22 protein-coding genes are annotated in these 18,665 nt (G+C 39.7%); 17 read left to right on the top strand and 5 right to left on the bottom strand.

The annotated features are described in order from the left end of the window. Positions 1-62: 62 nt before the first annotated feature. Genes GXP65_RS07545 through GXP65_RS07535 form a run of 3 tightly spaced genes read right to left on the bottom strand, consistent with a single transcriptional unit; the run spans position 63 to position 720 of the window. Positions 63-257 carry a Flp family type IVb pilin gene (locus GXP65_RS07545; RefSeq protein ID WP_045374446.1) on the bottom strand — a complete coding sequence of 65 codons (195 nt, stop codon included), beginning with the start codon at positions 255-257 and terminating at the stop codon, positions 63-65. 35 nt (positions 258-292) lie between these two features. Continuing rightward, on the bottom strand, positions 293-487 hold the full coding sequence (locus GXP65_RS07540; protein ID WP_045374443.1) for a Flp family type IVb pilin: 195 nt from the start codon (positions 485-487) through the stop codon (positions 293-295). Positions 488-522: 35 nt separating this feature from the next. Then, positions 523-720 (bottom strand): Flp family type IVb pilin, encoded by a 198-nt coding sequence (locus tag GXP65_RS07535; protein ID WP_050909066.1) that lies wholly within the window; start codon positions 718-720, stop codon positions 523-525. 960 nt (positions 721-1,680) lie between these two features. Here GXP65_RS07535 and GXP65_RS07530 point away from each other — a divergent pair. The 16 genes from GXP65_RS07530 to GXP65_RS07455 all read left to right on the top strand — a co-directional run bounded on the left by GXP65_RS07530 (position 1,681) and on the right by GXP65_RS07455 (position 13,962). Continuing rightward, the gene (locus GXP65_RS07530) at positions 1,681-1,866 is read left to right on the top strand and encodes a Flp family type IVb pilin (RefSeq protein ID WP_138058888.1); all 186 of its coding nucleotides are present in this window, start codon (positions 1,681-1,683) and stop codon (positions 1,864-1,866) included. 10 nt (positions 1,867-1,876) lie between these two features. After that, positions 1,877-2,338, top strand: coding sequence for a prepilin peptidase (locus tag GXP65_RS07525; protein ID WP_045374452.1), 462 nt, complete (start codon positions 1,877-1,879; stop codon positions 2,336-2,338). Between the two features lie 9 nt (positions 2,339-2,347). Next, entirely contained in the window at positions 2,348-3,127 is a 780-nt protein-coding gene (locus GXP65_RS07520) for a hypothetical protein (RefSeq protein WP_162092430.1), read from the top strand. Then, entirely contained in the window at positions 3,081-4,331 is a 1,251-nt protein-coding gene (locus GXP65_RS07515; RefSeq protein WP_045374458.1) for a pilus assembly protein N-terminal domain-containing protein, read from the top strand. The genes GXP65_RS07520 and GXP65_RS07515 overlap by 47 nt, the downstream gene beginning before the upstream one ends. Beyond that, positions 4,306-4,788: a hypothetical protein gene (locus GXP65_RS07510; RefSeq protein ID WP_038890821.1), complete on the top strand. Its 483-nt coding sequence runs from the start codon at positions 4,306-4,308 to the stop codon at positions 4,786-4,788. Before GXP65_RS07515 ends, GXP65_RS07510 begins: the two co-directional genes overlap by 26 nt. A gap of 5 nt (positions 4,789-4,793) precedes the next feature. Beyond that, positions 4,794-5,945 (top strand): hypothetical protein, encoded by a 1,152-nt coding sequence (locus GXP65_RS07505; protein ID WP_038890820.1) that lies wholly within the window; start codon positions 4,794-4,796, stop codon positions 5,943-5,945. Then, positions 5,938-7,179 carry a CpaF family protein gene (locus GXP65_RS07500; RefSeq protein WP_045415842.1) on the top strand — a complete coding sequence of 414 codons (1,242 nt, stop codon included), beginning with the start codon at positions 5,938-5,940 and terminating at the stop codon, positions 7,177-7,179. The genes GXP65_RS07505 and GXP65_RS07500 overlap by 8 nt, the downstream gene beginning before the upstream one ends. Continuing rightward, complete coding sequence (locus tag GXP65_RS07495; RefSeq protein WP_038890818.1) at positions 7,172-8,041, top strand: type II secretion system F family protein; 870 nt, start codon at positions 7,172-7,174, stop codon at positions 8,039-8,041. Before GXP65_RS07500 ends, GXP65_RS07495 begins: the two co-directional genes overlap by 8 nt. A gap of 65 nt (positions 8,042-8,106) precedes the next feature. After that, a complete protein-coding gene (locus GXP65_RS07490) occupies positions 8,107-8,934 on the top strand; it encodes a type II secretion system F family protein (RefSeq protein WP_162092429.1) in 828 nt (275 codons plus the stop codon). Beyond that, complete coding sequence (locus tag GXP65_RS07485) at positions 8,934-9,638, top strand: hypothetical protein (protein ID WP_162092428.1); 705 nt, start codon at positions 8,934-8,936, stop codon at positions 9,636-9,638. The genes GXP65_RS07490 and GXP65_RS07485 overlap by 1 nt, the downstream gene beginning before the upstream one ends. Then, complete coding sequence (locus GXP65_RS07480; protein ID WP_162092427.1) at positions 9,607-10,101, top strand: hypothetical protein; 495 nt, start codon at positions 9,607-9,609, stop codon at positions 10,099-10,101. The genes GXP65_RS07485 and GXP65_RS07480 overlap by 32 nt, the downstream gene beginning before the upstream one ends. After that, on the top strand, positions 10,088-10,615 hold the full coding sequence (gene tadF, locus GXP65_RS07475; protein WP_045419393.1) for a tight adherence pilus pseudopilin TadF: 528 nt from the start codon (positions 10,088-10,090) through the stop codon (positions 10,613-10,615). Before GXP65_RS07480 ends, tadF begins: the two co-directional genes overlap by 14 nt. Next, positions 10,615-12,222 (top strand): hypothetical protein, encoded by a 1,608-nt coding sequence (locus tag GXP65_RS07470; protein ID WP_162092426.1) that lies wholly within the window; start codon positions 10,615-10,617, stop codon positions 12,220-12,222. The genes tadF and GXP65_RS07470 overlap by 1 nt, the downstream gene beginning before the upstream one ends. Further along, on the top strand, positions 12,212-12,820 hold the full coding sequence (locus tag GXP65_RS07465; RefSeq protein ID WP_045458678.1) for a hypothetical protein: 609 nt from the start codon (positions 12,212-12,214) through the stop codon (positions 12,818-12,820). The genes GXP65_RS07470 and GXP65_RS07465 overlap by 11 nt, the downstream gene beginning before the upstream one ends. Then, positions 12,813-13,529 (top strand): helix-turn-helix domain-containing protein, encoded by a 717-nt coding sequence (locus GXP65_RS07460; protein ID WP_081232837.1) that lies wholly within the window; start codon positions 12,813-12,815, stop codon positions 13,527-13,529. Before GXP65_RS07465 ends, GXP65_RS07460 begins: the two co-directional genes overlap by 8 nt. A gap of 49 nt (positions 13,530-13,578) precedes the next feature. After that, entirely contained in the window at positions 13,579-13,962 is a 384-nt protein-coding gene (locus GXP65_RS07455; RefSeq protein WP_162092425.1) for a hypothetical protein, read from the top strand. Positions 13,963-14,007: 45 nt separating this feature from the next. Here GXP65_RS07455 and GXP65_RS07450 read toward each other — a convergent pair whose 3' ends face one another. Next, positions 14,008-14,667 carry an HAD family hydrolase gene (locus tag GXP65_RS07450; RefSeq protein ID WP_162092424.1) on the bottom strand — a complete coding sequence of 220 codons (660 nt, stop codon included), beginning with the start codon at positions 14,665-14,667 and terminating at the stop codon, positions 14,008-14,010. Positions 14,668-15,079: 412 nt separating this feature from the next. On the opposite strand from GXP65_RS07450, the gene GXP65_RS07445 reads away from it, so the two are divergent. Then, the gene (locus GXP65_RS07445) at positions 15,080-16,681 is read left to right on the top strand and encodes a long-chain fatty acid--CoA ligase (protein WP_162092423.1); all 1,602 of its coding nucleotides are present in this window, start codon (positions 15,080-15,082) and stop codon (positions 16,679-16,681) included. A gap of 122 nt (positions 16,682-16,803) precedes the next feature. Here the strand turns inward: GXP65_RS07445 and GXP65_RS07440 are convergent, their stop codons facing one another. Beyond that, positions 16,804-18,387, bottom strand: coding sequence for a BCCT family transporter (locus GXP65_RS07440; RefSeq protein WP_162092422.1), 1,584 nt, complete (start codon positions 18,385-18,387; stop codon positions 16,804-16,806). Positions 18,388-18,665 lie beyond the last annotated feature (278 nt).

Raw genomic sequence — 18,665 nt, 5'->3', positions numbered from 1 at the left:
ATTTAGAAAGTGTTTAAGTACGTTCATTTGTTTACCTTTTGAAAGCTGTTTAATTTGATTGATTAGCTATTGCCTAGTACGTTTCCGGATTTCTTAATGTTGCTTTCCATATCACCCCAAGCCTTTTCTAGTGATTCCAGGAAGCCACCTTCATCGAAGATGTAAAAAAGTGCAGAAGACATTGCGACACCGATAATTGCGTATTCGATTGCTGTAATACCATCTTCGTTATTTAGAAAGTGTTTAAGTACGTTCATTTATTTGCCTTTTGAAAGTTGTTTAATTTGATTGATTAGCTGCTGCCTAGTACTTTGCCAGAGTTCTTGATGTTCTTTTCCATCGTTCCCCAAGCATCTTCTAGAGACTCTAGGAAGCCGCCTTCATCAAAGATGTAAAAAAGTGCAGAAGACATGGCGACACCGATAATTGCGTATTCGATTGCTGTAATACCATCTTCGTTATTTAGAAAGTGTTTAAGTACGTTCATTTATTTGCCTTTTGAAAGTTGTTTAATTTGATTAATTAGCTGCTGCCTAGTACTTTGCCAGAGTTCTTGATGTTCTTTTCCATCGTTCCCCAAGCATCTTCTAGAGACTCTAGGAAGCCGCCTTCATCAAAGATGTAAAAAAGTGCAGAAGACATGGCGACACCGATAATTGCGTACTCGATTGCAGTAATACCATCTTCATTAGAAAGGAAGTTCTTTAGTGTTTTGTTCATTGTGTTTCTCATTGCATAATTTATTTAAAGTTTCTCGCTGTGCTTTTAAGTAGCTACAGCTCGTTAAGACCATTTCAATATGACCATTATCGAATCAATACTCCACGTTATTAACAAAATTTGGCTTCTAATAAGAAAACTTCGTCTAAATCTAGAATGAATAATCTGCCTAAAGTAAATGAATAGTGTGATTTGTACTCATGTATCGGTGCGAAGATATATCAGGTAAAAACACGGAACTCAGTTTGGTTTTTTTAGTCTTTTTTATAAAAATGCGTCATTAATTCGATTTGTTAATCATTGTTAATTTATATTTATCCGTTTCTTGGTTGGATATCACGAAAATCTTATGTAGCATCCTTTTTAAAATTTAAGGCAATGACAATTAATTAGTCCTTTTGCTTTGGTAATCATTAATGGTTAACACTGAACCGTGGTACTTGTTTCAAGTTACATTGAGAGGGGGATAGACATGATTAACGTTGTGATTGTTGAGGTTTTAACCAGTTTAGGTGATGAAACCCAGTAATGACTGGGCATGAGAGTGTGGAGTGTAGCGGCTTCTTCTGCTCAGCCTTCATGGTTTATACATGTGAGGTTTGAGATTAATAGTTAGAAGTGAGGAGAGGACAAACTTATCGGATATCTCTAATTTCAACTAGAACACGAGTGATGGATGCCCAGTATTTAAGCAAATCTAATAAATGTATTACAACAGCATAAGCAAAAAAGCTAACAACGAGTACGAGTATGTACTCATATAGTTTATTTCGAAACAAAATAGACCCCAGTTATTGGTTTTTAATTTTTGTGCCTGATTAAGTTAACATCAAAAAAAGATTATTTGAATGTTGATAACATGAATAATTAACAATTAATGTTATTAGTGTAAGTCTAATCTTGGTTTGAGACTAATATATGAAGCAGTAATTTCGAACTGAGTTCTGGTTAAGGGACGATATGAAAAAACAAATCACCAGTCTTGCATTTTCGTGTGATGGTATTACTTCAGTGGAATACGCCATTATTGGCGTTTGTATGTCGGTATCACTGTTATATATATTAGATAGCTCGAGTTTTATACAAACATTGAACGAAACTTGGATTGATATGGCAAGAAGTGTTAATAGCTCTCTGAATGGATAAGAAATGAACAATGGTTATTATAAATTCATTAATACTCACATTGCTTCTAGTCATCTCGTATGAAGATGTCAAACACAGAAAAATATACAATAAAAGAGTTGTTCTTTTGTTGTTGCTACTGTCTGTTAAGTATCTTTACGAGCTGTTTCTTGGTGGTGAAGAATTCCAAATATCTGGGTATGAGTTTTCTATCTATATAGCGATATCTTTATTTTTCTTTGCTTTAGGTGCATTTAGGTTGCTAGGCATGGGTGATGTAAAACTGATAATGATTATGCTCATTTTTATTGAGTTTAGTGATTATAAATTGTTTTTATTTCACATGACGCTTATTGGCGGAGGGCTTGCCGTGCTTCAGTTAAAAATCCTTAATCACTATTTTGATAGATTCGGCTTTTCTTCGAATGGAGTTCCTTACGCGATTCCGATCATTGCATCTTACGTCATACATTCAAATACACTTTTTTTATAAAGGCAAAGCATGAGATTTCAAACTATTGGTTTACTTGCCCTCTTTATCATCGGGATGGGGGCTGTTGGTATCTACAAATCAGAAGATTTAAGCAGGATATCAAATCATGAAGAAACCGAAAACGCAGAACCACAAAACGTCCAGAAGACGGTGCTTGCTTTGGCCGTTAGGAACGCTTCTAAGGCGGGAACGTTGGTGTCACGTGATTCTTTCGAGCTTCTACCTGCGACCTTTAGCCCGGAAGATGAAGGCTTATACATCACTGAAGGTGAAGAAGAGCTGCTTAAGCCGGAGATTTTTATTTTAAAGCACAAGATGGATGCTGGACAGTTTATCTCCTTGGGTGACCTTGAAAGTCTAAAAAGTAAAAACTTCACGGATATGGTGCTGAGAGTGGATAGAAGCTCAATCGAAAACTTCACTTCAGATTTCTATGACGTTTACTGGCACTTTAATAACTCTGGTCGAGATAAAAACTCCAGAAAAGTGAAATTATTTTCGAAGAATGTATTTATTCGACCACTAAATCAATCGCAAGAAGGGGAGCAAAACGCAGTGCCTCATAACAGCGATCATGAAAATCTTAGCCCGGTTGTATTTTCGGTCAATGACGATGTGGTAGAGCGTTATTTGCAAGCCGATCAGTTAGGCTACTTCAAGATAGTCAACGTGACACAAAAGAGTATCAATCTAGAAAACTATTCAACATTAGAAGTTGATTCATCTAAGGAAATTCAAGCAAATGATATTAGTTCGAGCTACAAATACGATGTCAACTTTATTAAATAGAAAAATCGTTCTCGGCTTTGTTTTGTGCTTAGCGTCTTTATATGTACAGGCCGACACGTTTATTACTATGTCTGTTAATGAAACTAGGCATCTGTCCCTTTCATATGTCCCTAAAGATATCGTTGTTGGATCGGACAAGATCGTTGATGTCACACTGACGGATAGTAATAACTTGTATCTTATTGCACATGAAGCGGGGAAGACCAAGGTCATTGTAAAGGGAGAAGAAGAAACGACTGAGTATGTCATTCAGGTACGTGACACTGACCAAGATACCGAAAACCTCAATAAATATCTTGATTCAGCAGGCTTCAAGGACATAGAAGCGGTCAAAGTCGCGGAGAAAATTTATATCAATGGCGCTGTTAAAGACAAAGTCGAAAAGCGAGAGCTTAATGAACTGATCAGGAGTGCAATTTCAAGCTATTACGTTGACAACACGACGATCACTGAAAACCGCCAAGTGCGAATTAAACTCACTATGGCCGAGGTGTCAAAGAGTATTGACGATGATCTTGGCATCCAGTGGAGTGCTGGCTGGAGTAAAATAGATGGTGTGACGAGTGAAATGCTCAACGCCACGATAGGAATTTTATCTCGCAATAACTTAGCCACGGTACTTACAAGGCCTTCAATCATCGTCACGAACGATTCAACTGCAACATTCGAAGCAGGGGGCGAAATCCCCGTCTTGACTTACGATGATGAAAACGTTGACGTTGAATTTAAAGAGTACGGAATCAAGTTAGAGTTTAAACCAGAGATCAAACGAGATCAGAGTATTGACCTAAGAGCGAATATTTCATCATCACAAATTGCTGGTTTTATCAACTTAGCAGGTAATGACACTCCACAGCTCAACACTCGGAGTGTGAATACAGAGCTCAACGTTAATGACGGGGATATTTTCGTTCTTGCAGGATTGATTGATAACAGTCAGACGCAAGCCGTGTCAAAAGTTCCATTCTTAGGTTACTTACCCGTTATTGGTGCGCTATTTACGTCTGAGAACTTTCAATCTAATAAAACTGAGTTAATGGTCTTTGCAGAAGTTAACTTTGTAGAAAACAGTATAGAACAGCCAAAACTACCAAAGGTAAATATAAAGTCCTCCCTTTCTATATTCACTAATATAGATGGTGGTGATGACGTGCCTGAAGTAAAGGATATTATTAAACATGCTCAATATCATTATGAAAACTAAATTTAAATACATCTTTTTGATAGGGATGGTGACACTCTTTTCTGGGTGTAGCAGTGCACTAAAAGATGATTACGTTTATATCGTCCATGAAATATCTGAAGGAAATAATATTCAATATATTCTTCCTTTTTCAAAGGCGATCAACCAAGAAATAAAGAACGAAAGTGTTTCTTGGATTCATGGAATTAACGTCTATCATACAGATAATTTGTCTAGGGAGCGCCTATATCAATTAAAAATTGATATGGAAAACATCTACGACTTCTCGCCGAATTTTATTGATATCGGAAACTACGATGATAAGCAACTTCTGCTGTGGGAAGTACATGTAAGTGATACGCGACTGGTTAATTGTCAAGTTTGGGAAGTCCCTACATATGGACATTTCTCAATGTCTGATAGTGAACTCGATAACTTTGCCAATGAAACGGCCTGTTCTTCATTAGAGCTGTGGTAATTTAAATGATTTTAGAGAAATTAAAACGAGCAAGTAAAAGCCAGACTAGCGTAAAGGGTAAAGCTTTTTCACCTTACATGATCATTGTTATCTCTAATAACAATGAGATCATGCAACGTGTTCAGAACTATTTTTCTGCTTACAATGTTGAAATCATCGATTATCAAGACGATATCGAATCATTAGAGAACGTATTCAACCTACACTTTAAATCAAAGATTTATGTCATTAGTGATGAAGATACATTAAGAGAAAAGGAAGGGCTTGCTAAATTTGTAGAAGTCACTAAAGGCCGAGTGGGGACACTCATTTATGGTGATCGTGAAGATCTGGATTATTACTGGTTCATCAAATCAGAAGGTATCAGTGAATACACCAGTTATTCTGATATGTCCAAGCAAGTGTTTAATATGATTTTGTGGTTTTTCGGAATTGTAAAATCAAACAGCAGCCACTGGTTTTTGCTTTCTGACACGACCCAACTTCATGGTGATAAGGTCTTACACTACGTATACGATAATTTACGTGACTACGTAAGAAAAAGACCAAGCTTGAATACCTTATTTATCAACTTGGATGTTTTCAGCATCTCTTTAGACGCGCGTATTGGTAAAAAAGCAGACCCTAAGATCATTAATATGTTGATCAATGGAGAGAACGTCGATGCGAAAGCGGCCGAAGAATACATCATTAAGGTTGATGAAAATTTTTCTTATTTCTCGATTGATGTTTTGCATCACACCACATTGCATTCGATCGACAAAATTGCTGAACAGTTGATGAATTTTTTCAATATTTTTGACGGTGAGTTTTCTTACATATTTATTTATGTTCCTTTTTACTTTACCAAAATTGAGCTCTATCAACAGCTGATTAATAAATCTGATAACGTAACTATGGTGACAGATGCCTCTCTAGAGTCGGTATATATGCTTAAGTATCTTATTGAGCAAGAAATAAAAGGCAAAGATACGAATGTTAAAACGTTTCAGATTAAGTCGAATAAAGAAAGTCGTTATTTATTAGATAAGAGTAGTATTTATAAAAAAACAGGCCAAAGAATTACTTATAATTTTAACCCTGATAGTAAGAACCGCTTTTTTAAGAATAAAGATAGTAAGAACGAAATTATCACTAGGTTGGTGAAGAATGATTGATTCAAAAATATTTATGCTCTGCCGAAAGTTTGTTTTAGATAATATCGATATTACAGATATTCAACATGAAGACGACGGCATTAAAAGTAGCACCATCTACAACACAGTGAATGAATTTCTTTCAAGTTCTTCATTCATTCTAACTGAGTCAGATCGTCAGAAGCTAACAAAAGAAGTCAAAGATGACATATTTGGCTATGGACCTCTAGAAGATCTGCTTGGTGACAACACCATCAGTGACATTATGGTTAACAGCTTAACGGAGACGTTTGTAGAACGTAACGGCAAAATTAGTCGTGCTTACGATGTGGTTTTTCAGAACGAAGAGCAGGTCTTACGTATAGCGAAAAAAATCGTATCTCCTATTGGTCGACGTATTGATGAAAGTTCACCCATGGTGGACGCACGCTTGCCGGATGGGAGCCGTGTAAACATCATTGTTCCACCCATTGCTCTAGATGGCTGTAGTATCTCGATTCGTAAGTTTCGTGAAGATAAGCTCGATATTGTTGACTTAGTTCGATACGAGTCGATGACTGAGGAGATGGCGCTTTATTTGAGTGTAATGGTTCGCTCTGCGGCAAACATCATCATTTCTGGTGGTACTGGCTCGGGTAAAACGACATTGCTTAACGCTTGTTCCAACGAAATCAACGAGGGTCATCGTGTCGTGACCATTGAAGATGCTGCTGAGCTCCAATTGCAACATGAGCACGTTGTTCGTCTTGAATCTCGTCCTGCGAGTAGTGAAGAGTCGGGGGAGGTTTCAATACGTTCTCTTGTTATTAACTCTCTACGTATGCGCCCAGACCGAATTATTGTAGGTGAGTGTCGTGGTGACGAGGCTTTCGAGATGCTTCAAGCGATGAACACTGGTCACGATGGCTCGATGTCGACCATTCACTCGAATAACCCCAAAGATGCGCTAATTCGTTTGGAAAGCATGATTATGATGACGGCAAGTAACTTGTCTCCAGAATCTATCAAAAAGCAGATAAGCCAAGCGGTAGACATCATCATTCAAACCAGCCGTCTTATCGATGGTCGACGGAAAATCACTCATATTACGGAAGTAGGTAACTTTGATGGCGGTGTTATAGCAACGCAAGACCTATTCGTTTATGACCACAAAAAAGATGATCACGTAAACGAGGTCAAATCCACTTTGCTAGAGCGAAAAGTTAAGGCTGCGGGCTTGGAAAATGAACTCGCGTTGGTATTTACTGATGTTTAATCGAAGCAACAAGATAGACGAGTATATTGAAGACGCTGAGCTTCCTGAGCTAGAGGAAGCCAGTAAGTTTGATGAAGTCAAAAAAGAGATCAACGATTTCTATATTAAGTACTTGAGTCAGAACATCCTGGTTATCTTCTTTGAAATCTATGGGCTAGGTGCTTTCGTTTTGCATTGTGGCGTTATCTTGTTTTACGTCGCTTTTATGATCTTCGTAAGTGAGACGTTTGATTTATCTTATTTCATCACACTGATTCTCGTGGGTGTTGTGATAACGATTGGTAGTTTGCTGATTTTGAAAGAGTACCATTTGAAGCTTAGTAACTACTTCGAAGATAAGTTTGCCTTTTCACTCCGGATGATCAGCAGGAACTTGTTGTCTGGTAAGACAATTATTTCAGCAATTGAATCAGCGTCACGCCACACGGTTGGTAAGATTCGAATCGAGTTTGAACGAATCATCAAACAGGTGCATGCAGGAAACACACTGGAAGAAGCGTTGATTGCAGGTGAAAAAATCTATCCCTACAAAGGGTATGCGGTATTCAGTGCAAACGTTCAAATGAGCCTAAAACGTGGTGGCAGCATTAAAGACTCTTTAAACGAACTTGCCCAAGATCTTGTTGCTTCTCAGGTTATTCGTAAGAAGACATTGGCGTTGACATCTGAGTCACGAGGGGCAGCAAAGATATTGGTTGTGTTACCTTTTTTGATGCTCTTTGTTCTCAAGAGCTTTGCAGTTGAAAACTATGAGTATTTGATTAGCGAACAATACGGTAAGTACATACTTATCTATGTGGTTACAAGTGTAAGTATTGGCTTTGTTTTAATTAAACGAATGATTGACAGTGTAGCGCTATGATTATTGCCATCAGTATTCTACTTTTCTTACTTGGTTCAATTGTTTTTATACTTAATAGTAAAAGTATGAAAGAAGAACAAGAATATGTAGATAACTTTAAGTTTATGATTTCTGACCATGATAGTAAGCAAGAATACTATAATATATTTAACCAAATCTCTGAGCAGAAAAAGATTTTAGATGATTTTTTATATTCACTGATTACAAAGTACCTATCTGAAAATGAAATTTATACAATGCTACCTTCTGGTGGTTTGGTTAAGAAAAAAGATAAGACTAATTTTTTTATTATTTATTTTCTAGAAGCAATACTAGGTTTGGCTATTGTTTACTACCTGAATGAAGACAAAATGAAAATGTTGGCTTTTATGGTAGTTTTTATAATAGTTAATAATATTGTGATAAAGATGATCTTTAGAACATTTTTTATTAACGAAGAACGACGTCGAATTAAGACTAACTTCACTTACTTCTTGGATCTATTAGCAACAGCGACAAAATCTGGTATGACGGTGGAGTTGGGTCTCATTGCTGTGTCTGAGTATATCGGAAACATGTCATCTTCACTGGCAAACTACATCAAGATCTACTCGAATGATATTTCGAACAATGGCTTTAGCATTGCGGGGGAAAGCCTACGTAAAAACTTGGATTTACAAGAGGTTAAAGACTTTACTGCGGTACTCGAAAACGCGGTAGAAAGCGGTGCGGCAGTGACTGACGCTTTACGCGTTTTGTCAAAGGAGACCCGAGATTTTCACTTTATTGAAACCGAAGAAAAGATAGGTAAGGTAAACGCGAAAATGGGTATCCCACTTATTGTTTTCATTATGTTCCCTATTATCGTCGAAATCATCGCCCCAGGCGTCCTGAACCTAGTGAGTAAGATGTAATGAAAAAACGATTATCTACTTCAATGCTTTGTCTCGCTTTATTTGGGTGTCAGTCGACAGGCCAAGACTATGAAAGTGCAGAGCTTGCATTCAACTTAGAAAGCTATGACAAAGTGATCGCACAACTATCGGAGAAGAAGAAGCTCAGTGACAGAGAGAACTTCCTGTTGGCTTACTCGTTCTATAAAAATGGCAATGGAGACAGAGCTATTTATGTCTTGAGTACCAAAGAAATACTTAATTATGACGATTTATATTTGTTATCAGTGATTTACCTAGAAAACGGTGATACCGAACGCTCTAGAAGTTATCTTGATGACATAAAAAAGACTCAGGGATACTCAGGAAACAATAAGCTAGCAGCGAAAGTCGACAATTTATATGCGGTCTCACAGTGTGAAGAACTTGGAAAAAAACAATGTAGTGAACACTTTAATACATTGAGTAAAAAATACCCGACGTCGGAAAGTATCTACAACAACATGCTGCTTTCTCGATTCGCTTACAAACCTGATGATAAAGCCAACTTTTTGAAGATCTATAACTCGTATGAAACTGGTACTAATGACATTGAGTATGTTGTCTTAGCAGGCATAGTTGCAGGCCAAGACGAAATGGTCATTGACCTTCTCAATAAAAAATATAAAGACAAAGAAAAGGCCTTGTTAATTTATGAAGATATTAAATATACCTCACTTAAATGACGAGGATGGTATAGCTGCAATTGAGGCTGTATTCACAATACCAATTATTATATATATTCTTATTGTTACAGTTGGTTTTTTTCAGTATGTTGGGAATGAGAGTCTACTAAATTATAATATTACTCGTGCAGTTCAGTTATTCGATTACAAGTCCATAGAGAAAGAAGACAGCGTAGAACTATCAAAGTCGAACTTTCTTAAAGAGTTGAATCATAAAGTGAATACAAATGTTATTAATATTAACTCTAACTCTCTTAAATTCACATGCTTTCAAAGTGTTGATGATTTAGTTGACCGTAAAAACGAGCTGGAATGTAATCAAAGCAACATTAAGAAAACGAATTTAATTCTTATCTCTTTTGACTTTGATTACAAGAGGTTTTCATGGCTGTTTTCAACGATATATCCATCAGCCTTCTTAGACATGAAAAGAGAACTGGTTATTGTCAATGAAATTTATTAACTCAGAATATGGTGGGATGGCAGTCGAAACAACAATTCTTGCGCCTGTTTTGTTTCTCGCACTGTTGTTAACCATGCAATATGCCGCTTCAACGTCCTTGAAGTTTGAAATGTCTGACATGGCTTACCAAGCCGGTGAAGTGATATCCAATCGCCGCGATATATTTGAAGGCAACTTGAAAGAGGCGGAGGTAAAAGATCTATCGGAGATATTCCACTTAGAAGACCGAAATATTTCAATCATTGTTGAAGAGCTGGCATATGGGGAAACAGTAACCCGTCAACAATATAAAAAAGTACGATTGAACCATGATCTTGAAGGGAAAGCCTGCGATATAGATACATCACTCTCTGACATCAGTCCTGTCATCAACGCTTATAAGAAGTACCACTCAGTCTACAGAGTGACTCTGTGTCGTGAAATTGCCGCGTTCAACACCATTGAGTTGCCAGAAGAAATTTATCAGTGGTTTGAAGTTAAGTTTTCTTCCACTCATTACGGGAAACACCACTAATGCGAAATCAAAGAGGGTCGGCTACGCCAATCGTTTTGTTGGTTATGCTGTCTGCAATTGTATTTGCTTACTACTCATACGATATGAGCCGAAGCTATTTAGCTGCAAAAGTCCAAATTAACACAGCTAGCGAACTTAACGATCTTACCGCTATAACGGGTGACTCGGAGTGGAATGTAGAAAAGCAGGTGGCTGAATCAAACGGTCTTGATGTGAATGGCTCCAACGATGACTGGACCTTTGAAGAGCATGACGATGATGAAGTCGTGTATATGACGACCTCTTTGCCCATGCAGCAGCACCGCAAATTAACCCCGGGCTTGAGCAGTGTGGGCAATGATTCATTCACCGTGAGTGCAAAAACTATTAGAGCAAAACACTATGAAGATTTGAATGTCATCATCGCTATTTCGAACGACCCTAGAACTCGTTCAATTGCGAGTGAAGTCAAATATGAAATTAACGATGCTCTCAAATCATTATTTGATAAAACCAATTCAACGCTAACGGTGATTCCTTATGGGTATCGTATCAACATAAGTGGCAAGTGTTGGAGCACCTTCCCACGTGGGGATAACTTCCCATTTCAATGGTGGGAGAAGTATTTTGGTGAGCTTGATGTGCTCAAGACTCTTGAGAATCAAAAATCTTCGATAGAAAACAATATATCTAACGCTAACTCTCAGATTGCCGCGAAACAAAGACGCATTGACGAGATCAATGAACTGCTTACTGAAACAGAGGACCCAGCAGAGAAAGATCAACTAGAGGCGGAAAGAGAACGCTTAGAGAGAGAGATTGACGACCTTTATGAAGATATTGAGGAGTATGAGTCTGACCTCGAGGAAAAAGAAGAACAGATCGAAGATCAAGAGGAGGTGATTGCAGAGCTCGAATCCAGCCCTATTTATGAGGAATACAAAGACCTTGCCTATCACTATGCTAAGTCAAACTATGGAGGCGCCAACTACCTCTACTTAGACAACTACTTTGACGAATTTCTCGAGTCTAATGGGTACAGCTATACAGATGGTGACGCTATTTCCGATTCGAAGCGAACGAACATGGCTAGTGTAGACGAGTTGAAAGTCACTAGAAATAAATACTTCGGAAACTCTAAGACCTGCCCGAGTCAGCAAGCTCTAACTAATTCGAGTGATTATAGTAAGTTTCTCTCCATAGTTAATAGTATGGATTTCAGTGATAGCTTTGTTTCTCCAATTCAGGGCTTTAACTATTCACTGAAAAAAGCATTTAACTTAGATAATAAAAGAACGGTTGTGATTAATATTACTTCCTTAGACGATACTTATCTTTCTGAACAGGACCAAAAAGACGAAGACAAAGACATACTCTCGGATTTTTGCAGCACGGTGCAGAACAAATACGTTAATGATGTGTCAGCTAAGTCGATATTTATAATCGATACCAATTCGAATCTTGATGATATTGAAGCGTTAGATTGTACCAACGCTTGGAATAAATCAACGGGAATTATTGATATCGATGAAATTGATGAAGATGAGAAGCTTACAGACAGAATCTCCTACGAACTTTTACAAGAATCTAGCTCTACTTATATTGGAAATGAAGACGATGAAGAATAAATCATATTTTGTGAAATTTGCTTTGACGCTGATGTTTACTTTCAGCCATACAGCCATCGCTCAAGGGTTAGTTGAAAGTTGTGATACTTACTTGATCCCTAAGAACACAATGAAAGATGGCAACTATTATTCTTTTATGGGACGCACTATCGAATCTCATTCAGTTCACAGTTATGTCCTGAAACAGAAGCTAAGCGAGCTGAAGGCATCCTCCTATGATATCTGCGAACGAAACGACTTTTCTGCTTTGCACAGGACATTAAATGCTAATAATTTTAAGCATTTAACTACGGTTTACTTTGATACCGCATTGTATGAAGCGAGAGAGGCGGATTTATCTCATATATCTTCAACGAACGAGTTCATCGATGCTGATGCCTTGCTTGTCGTAGGATCTTCCTCAATTGTGGGAGATTCGATTTATAACCTAAACCTATCATTAAAACGTGGTAATGAAGTTGTCGAAAAACTGAAAGGTCGTAAAGATATTTTCTTAATGAATTTAGGTGCCTATGGGCAAGATAGCTCGAAAGCGAACGAGGAGTTCTACAAGTCAAAACGACGAAGTGTGTCGATATATGGATTAACCTATGAATAAAGAGACATTTTGGACTATCGATAAAAAGAAAAGAAGCTTATATGGTGAAAATGGAATTGATATTCATTTCACCAAATATGAATTCAATCTTTTCTATTATCTCATACACAGTCAAGGCGAAGTACGGTCAAGCGATTCGATTATTGATGAAGTTTGGGGAAACGCAAACGAGGGGAATTACCGGCCAGATAGTTCCAACCTTATTCAGTTGATATCGAAAACAAGAAGACAGCTCAAGCCTCTTGAGCAAATAATGGAAATTAAAAGCCAACGTGGGGTTGGCTATTATTTAACATTGAATGATGGTTACGAGTTTAATGATGATGAGATCACTTATTCAGCGAATACCATTTACGATCGTGATCCAGAATCTGAGAAGAGGTACCGCTTCTTCCAATCTCAGTTCCTTAAAGAGCTCTTCAGTATTAACGAGAACCGTGAATTTAGGATAAGAGATTTAGGCTTTGTTTTTCTTCTTTCTGTGTTTTTCGTTGGGATCATGTTGAGTCGTAATGCTCTGCATTACCCCAAACTGCCATTGGAAATCGATTCATCACAACTGTTGTTAGATAAGTGCAACATTGATGCGAATGTGATTTTTACGAGCGAAGAAATAGCGTGTACTGAGATTTCAAATTTTGATTTCGATAAGAAAGGTTCGTACATCATAAGTAAGGTCGAGGGTGACATCTATGTTGCTTCGTTGTAAGAAAAAGGACTTACTGGTTGTTTTGATTTTTTCTTGTTTAGGCATCTTTATGCTGAAGAAGCCTGCGTATCACGATATCTCTCATCACTTCTCGGCAAATGTTTCGACCAATGGGGGTATTGAGTTTGAGTATATTATTGATGCTTTGAGTGGAGGAAAACTGCTCTTACAGTCAACACTTAAGGTCGATGATAAAAGTTATACCTATACAAGATTGTTTGAGTTAGTGAAACTTGAAGAGAATGTCTTTGTTATCAATGAAACAGGTATCGGAGACAAGCTAGACAAGGCCGTCGAGCAAGCATCTAAATATGATTTCTTTCACTCGGTTCAGAGGCTAGAAGTCTACACGCTTTCCCCAAAAGTATTGGTGGTGCATTCAGAAGGCAAGTTCATTTTGCTGCAAAAGACCAGTGACGAATTGGACGCATGATATTAGAAGCCCTACGATCGTGTAGGGCTTCCTGTTTAAGCCAGTTTATCCCCAACTCAACACAGTCCAATTTGGTCTATTGGCGTGCTCTTTTAGGCGAGGGCATGGATTGACCAGATAGGCGTAATCTGCGTATTCACACAGTGGTAAGTCGTTGATCGAATCCGTGTAGAAATGGATTTCTGAGTAGTTGTCAGGCTGAGTTTCTAACCACTGTTTTAAGCGCGTTACTTTGCCTTCTCGGTAACTAGGGATTCCGTCGATTTCTGCGCTATAACGGTTATCAGCCACCACTAAGTCAATACCGAGAGCGTTAGGAATACCGATGCGTTGACCAACCGCTTCTACCAAAAAAGTGACGCTGGCCGAGATGATGACCATATCTATCTCATCACCAGACAGTTGTTCAATCAGTGTCTTGGCTTGAGGGAACTGTTTAGTCAGAATATGGTTTTCAACGCACTCTTCTACCAAGGCGTTTACCTGTTCAATAGGCATGTTTTCTAGCGGCTTCATGGAGAACGTGAGGTAATCTTCCATGTCCATTTTGCCTTCTGCGTACAAGCCCATTAGACGCTTATCTTCCTCAATAAAGTTAGTCGCAGTGGCGATGCCTTTCTCAACCATAAATTCATTCCAAATCATTGCGCAGTCAGCGTTGATTAAGGTTTCATCCAGATCAAAAACATACAAAGGCTTGGACATAGTTGGCTTCTCACAGTTTGAATCGAGGTCGACGGAACGTATCGCTCAGTATAGAGCGAGGTTTACGAGTATGGGACGTATGCTAACGATAAACTGTGACGATTTCGTGGCACTTTTTCTGGCTTTTGTAAAACAGAATATCAATGTCATGGGTTGAATCATGTCTGAGTTGGCGATAGACAACTACAATACAGTGATACTTATAGGAACTGCGTGTTTTAGATGCATTTGTACGTTACGTAAATTGGTACGCTAGGTCTACAGATGCTCTAGATACAAGGTTGTTTTAGATATAAGGCGTCTTTAGTGCCTGATCTCATTATTGTGTACTGAATACAGTCTTGTTTTTGAGTGATAATAGCGCCACTCGCGTACAGCGAACATTAAGAAAAATACAAAAAGAATCCCCGATATGAACCAGTATGTAAACGATCCATCCAATTATCAGTTGTTAATTAAAAACTTGCTGTTTTCCCCAGTTGCTTTCAACCCCGAGCAAGAAATAGTCTACGCGAACCACCGTCGTCACAGCTACAAAACGTTTCATGACCGTGTGAGACAGTTTGCAAACGCGCTAACCAAAATGGGTGTGAAGAAAGGTGATACGGTTGCGGTAATGGATTATGACTCACACCGTTATCTTGAATGTTACTTTGCCATCCCGATGATTGGTGCAAAGCTGCACATGATCAACGTGCGCTTGTCTCCAGAACAGATCCTTTACACCATTGACCATGCGGAAGATGACATTATCCTGATCAATGAAGAGTTTCTGCCAATTCTGGATCAGATCAAAGGTCGTATTGATACGGTGACGCGTTACGTGGTTTTACGCGATAACGATGAATGTGAATACGAGCGCCTTCTGGAGCAAGAAAGTACCGAATACAACTTCCCTGATTTCGATGAAAACACCATCGCGACCACTTTCTACACCACGGGTACGACGGGCTTCCCTAAAGGGGTGTTCTTTACTCACCGCCAACTGGTTCTGCACACCATGGGGATATTGAGCACCATCGGCACTAATGCGTCGCAAGGTCGACTGCATCAAGGTGATATCTACATGCCGATTACACCAATGTTCCACGTCCATGCATGGGGACTTCCGTACATGGCGACCATGCTTGGCGTGAAACAAGTTTACCCAGGCAAATATGTCCCAGATGTTCTGCTTAACTTGATTGAACAAGAGAAGGTGACCTTCTCGCACTGTGTGCCAACCATCCTGCATCTGCTATTGAGCTCGCCAAAATCTAAGTCGATTGATTTTTCTGGTTGGAAAGTTGTGATTGGTGGTGCTGCACTGCCAAAAGCATTGTGTAAATCAGCCCTTGAACGCGATATCGACGTGTTTGCGGGTTATGGCATGAGCGAAACAGGCCCAATCCTATCTATTGTTCAACTTACTCCAGAACAGCTTGAACTTGACCTCGATCAGCAAGCAGAATACCGCTCTAAGACTGGTAAGAAAGTCGCGCTGGTGGAAGCTCATATTGTCGATGATGAGATGAACAGGCTTCCTCACGATGGTGAAACCGCAGGGGAAATTGTTGTTCGCGCACCTTGGTTAACGCCAAGCTACTACAAAGACAACAAGAATTCTAAAGCACTGTGGCGTGGTGGCTATCTGCATACGGGCGATGTCGCGCATATCGATAATGAAGGTTTTATCAAGATCACTGACCGCGTAAAAGACATGATTAAGATTTCTGGTGAGTGGGTAAGCTCTCTAGAACTAGAAGACATTCTGCATCAACACCAAGCGGTTTCCGAAGTGGCTGTGATAGGTATGCCACACAATAAATGGGGTGAGGTGCCACTAGCGTTGGTGACGTTGAAAGAAGATGCGGAAGTAACAGAGAAAGAGCTGTTAGGTTTCGCAAAAGATTTTATCAGCAAAGGGATTCTTGCTAGAGAAGCGTTACTACTCAAAGTGAAGCTGGTGGACGAGATTGCCAAGACCAGCGTCGGTAAAGTGGATAAGAAAGAGCTGCGTAAACTTCACCTGTAGATGTAGATGTAGATGTAGATAGTGATGCTTTTCGAACCTAATCCATAATATTCGGCCCCGACACAGGTTATGTGTCGGGGCCGTTTTCTTATCTAATTAAGAGAAAGAGTTGGGTTACGTAGTTAAACCAAGCCTTGCTCTCTTGCCATCTGGTTGGCGATGCTTGGCGCTTTCCAAATGCTTGGTAGTAGTATGAAAGACACTGGCACGGCAGTAATCACGATGAAAGACTGCAATGCAGAGATACCGCCTGAGCCCATCGAGATAAGCGCAATAGCCACGATACCCATCATTAAGCCCCAGAATGAGCGAATCACGGCATTGGGTTCAGTAGAACCTGTCATTACCACACTGATGGTGTACGTCATCGAGTCACCGGTTGTTACGATGAAGGTCGTAGTCAGGATCAAGAACAATACCGAAATCACCATTGGGAAAGGCAGCTCAGAAGTAATCGCAAGCAGAACTGCTGGCAGGTTAAAGCCTTCAAATGCCGATGAGATCAAGCCTGGATTTTCTAGCTCGAATGCCAAACCACTACCGCCAACAATGCTGAACCAGAAGCAGGTGATCAAAGGCGCAGCGATGCTGATAGACAGGATCAACTGACGGATGGTACGGCCACGTGAGATACGCGCGATGAAGATTGCCATCATAGGGCCGTAACCAATGAACCAGCCCCAGAAGAAGACGGTCCACCAACTTAGCCACTCTGTGTCACCACGATATAGTGCCATTGGGAAGAAGTTATCGACCATGCGGCCAATACCCTGTACATAACCATCAACAATAAAGCTGGTTGGCCCGAAAACAAGGATGTAACCGATCAGAGCCACAGACAACACGATGTTGTAACGGCTCACAAGCTGAATGCCTTTGCTCACGCCGCTTAGCGCTGACAAGGTGTACATTAGAATTGCAGCCACAATCACCATACTTTGAGTGATGAAGGTATCTGGCAAGCCGAATAGTGAGTTCAACGCGTAACTGATCTGCAGACCTAAGAAACCAATTGGACCAATAGTACCAGCGGCTACGGCGATAATGCTGCAGGCATCTGCTACATCACCAATCCAACCGTTAATGGCCTTGTCGCCAAATACAGGGTAAAGCAGAGTACGTGGTTTAAGTGGTAAGCCCTTATCGTAGTGAAGGTGCATCAAAACCACAGAAGAAAGACAACCTAAGATTGCCCAAGCAAGGAAGCCCCAGTGCATGAAAGACTGAGAAAGAGCATTGATTGCAGAAGCTTTTGGTGAAGCTTCACCATATAGCGGTGGCGCAGAAACAAAGTGAGCGATAGGCTCAGCTGCAGCCCAGAAAACACCGCCACCCGCGAGTAGGGTACAAAGTACGATCGACAACCATTTAAAGGTATCGATATCCGGTCTCGCTAAACCACCCAAGCGCACGTAACCCGTACGACCAAGCGCAATAGCCAAACCAATAAGGAAATTCAGAAGGAGCAATACTTGCCAGAAGGCACCGAAGTATTGAGTCGCAAACCCGAAGCCTGCGTTAACCATTGCGGTCAGAAAGTCTGTATTCGTCAGAGCAAGCAATACAAACACGGTGAGGAAGCTACCACTTAGCCAGAATACTGGGTTAGTGAGTTCAAGGCGCTTTAGAATGGAAGGAGGATGGATCGCAGAATAGTCTGCCTCCTGAATAGGAGCATGAGAGGCGGCGTTCGTCATATTTGACATAATTACTTCGCTTTTTAGGGCTCGGAAGCCGTGCATTTCCCTCACACCAATAGCTCGAAAAGTGTGAGGATGATCAAAAAGCCGCTGATACTAGCACGTTGAGAAGCTCAATATAACCGCAGAGTGCGATTAATTGTCGATCTCTAAAGTAAATAACTGATTTATGGAATGAGATTATTTGCGTGAAGTGCGCCGCATTTCATACGTAAATGACATTCCCCTTATTCTTGTAAGGATACCTCAGGATTACATTGAGCCAACCTGTTCTAATAAAAATT

Source organism: Vibrio sp. LB10LO1, from assembly GCF_010092875.1.
GTDB classification, from domain to species: Bacteria; Pseudomonadota; Gammaproteobacteria; order Enterobacterales; family Vibrionaceae; genus Vibrio; species Vibrio campbellii.
Note: the sequence above shows the minus strand (reverse complement) of the source record. Positions and strands in the feature narration are given on the sequence as shown.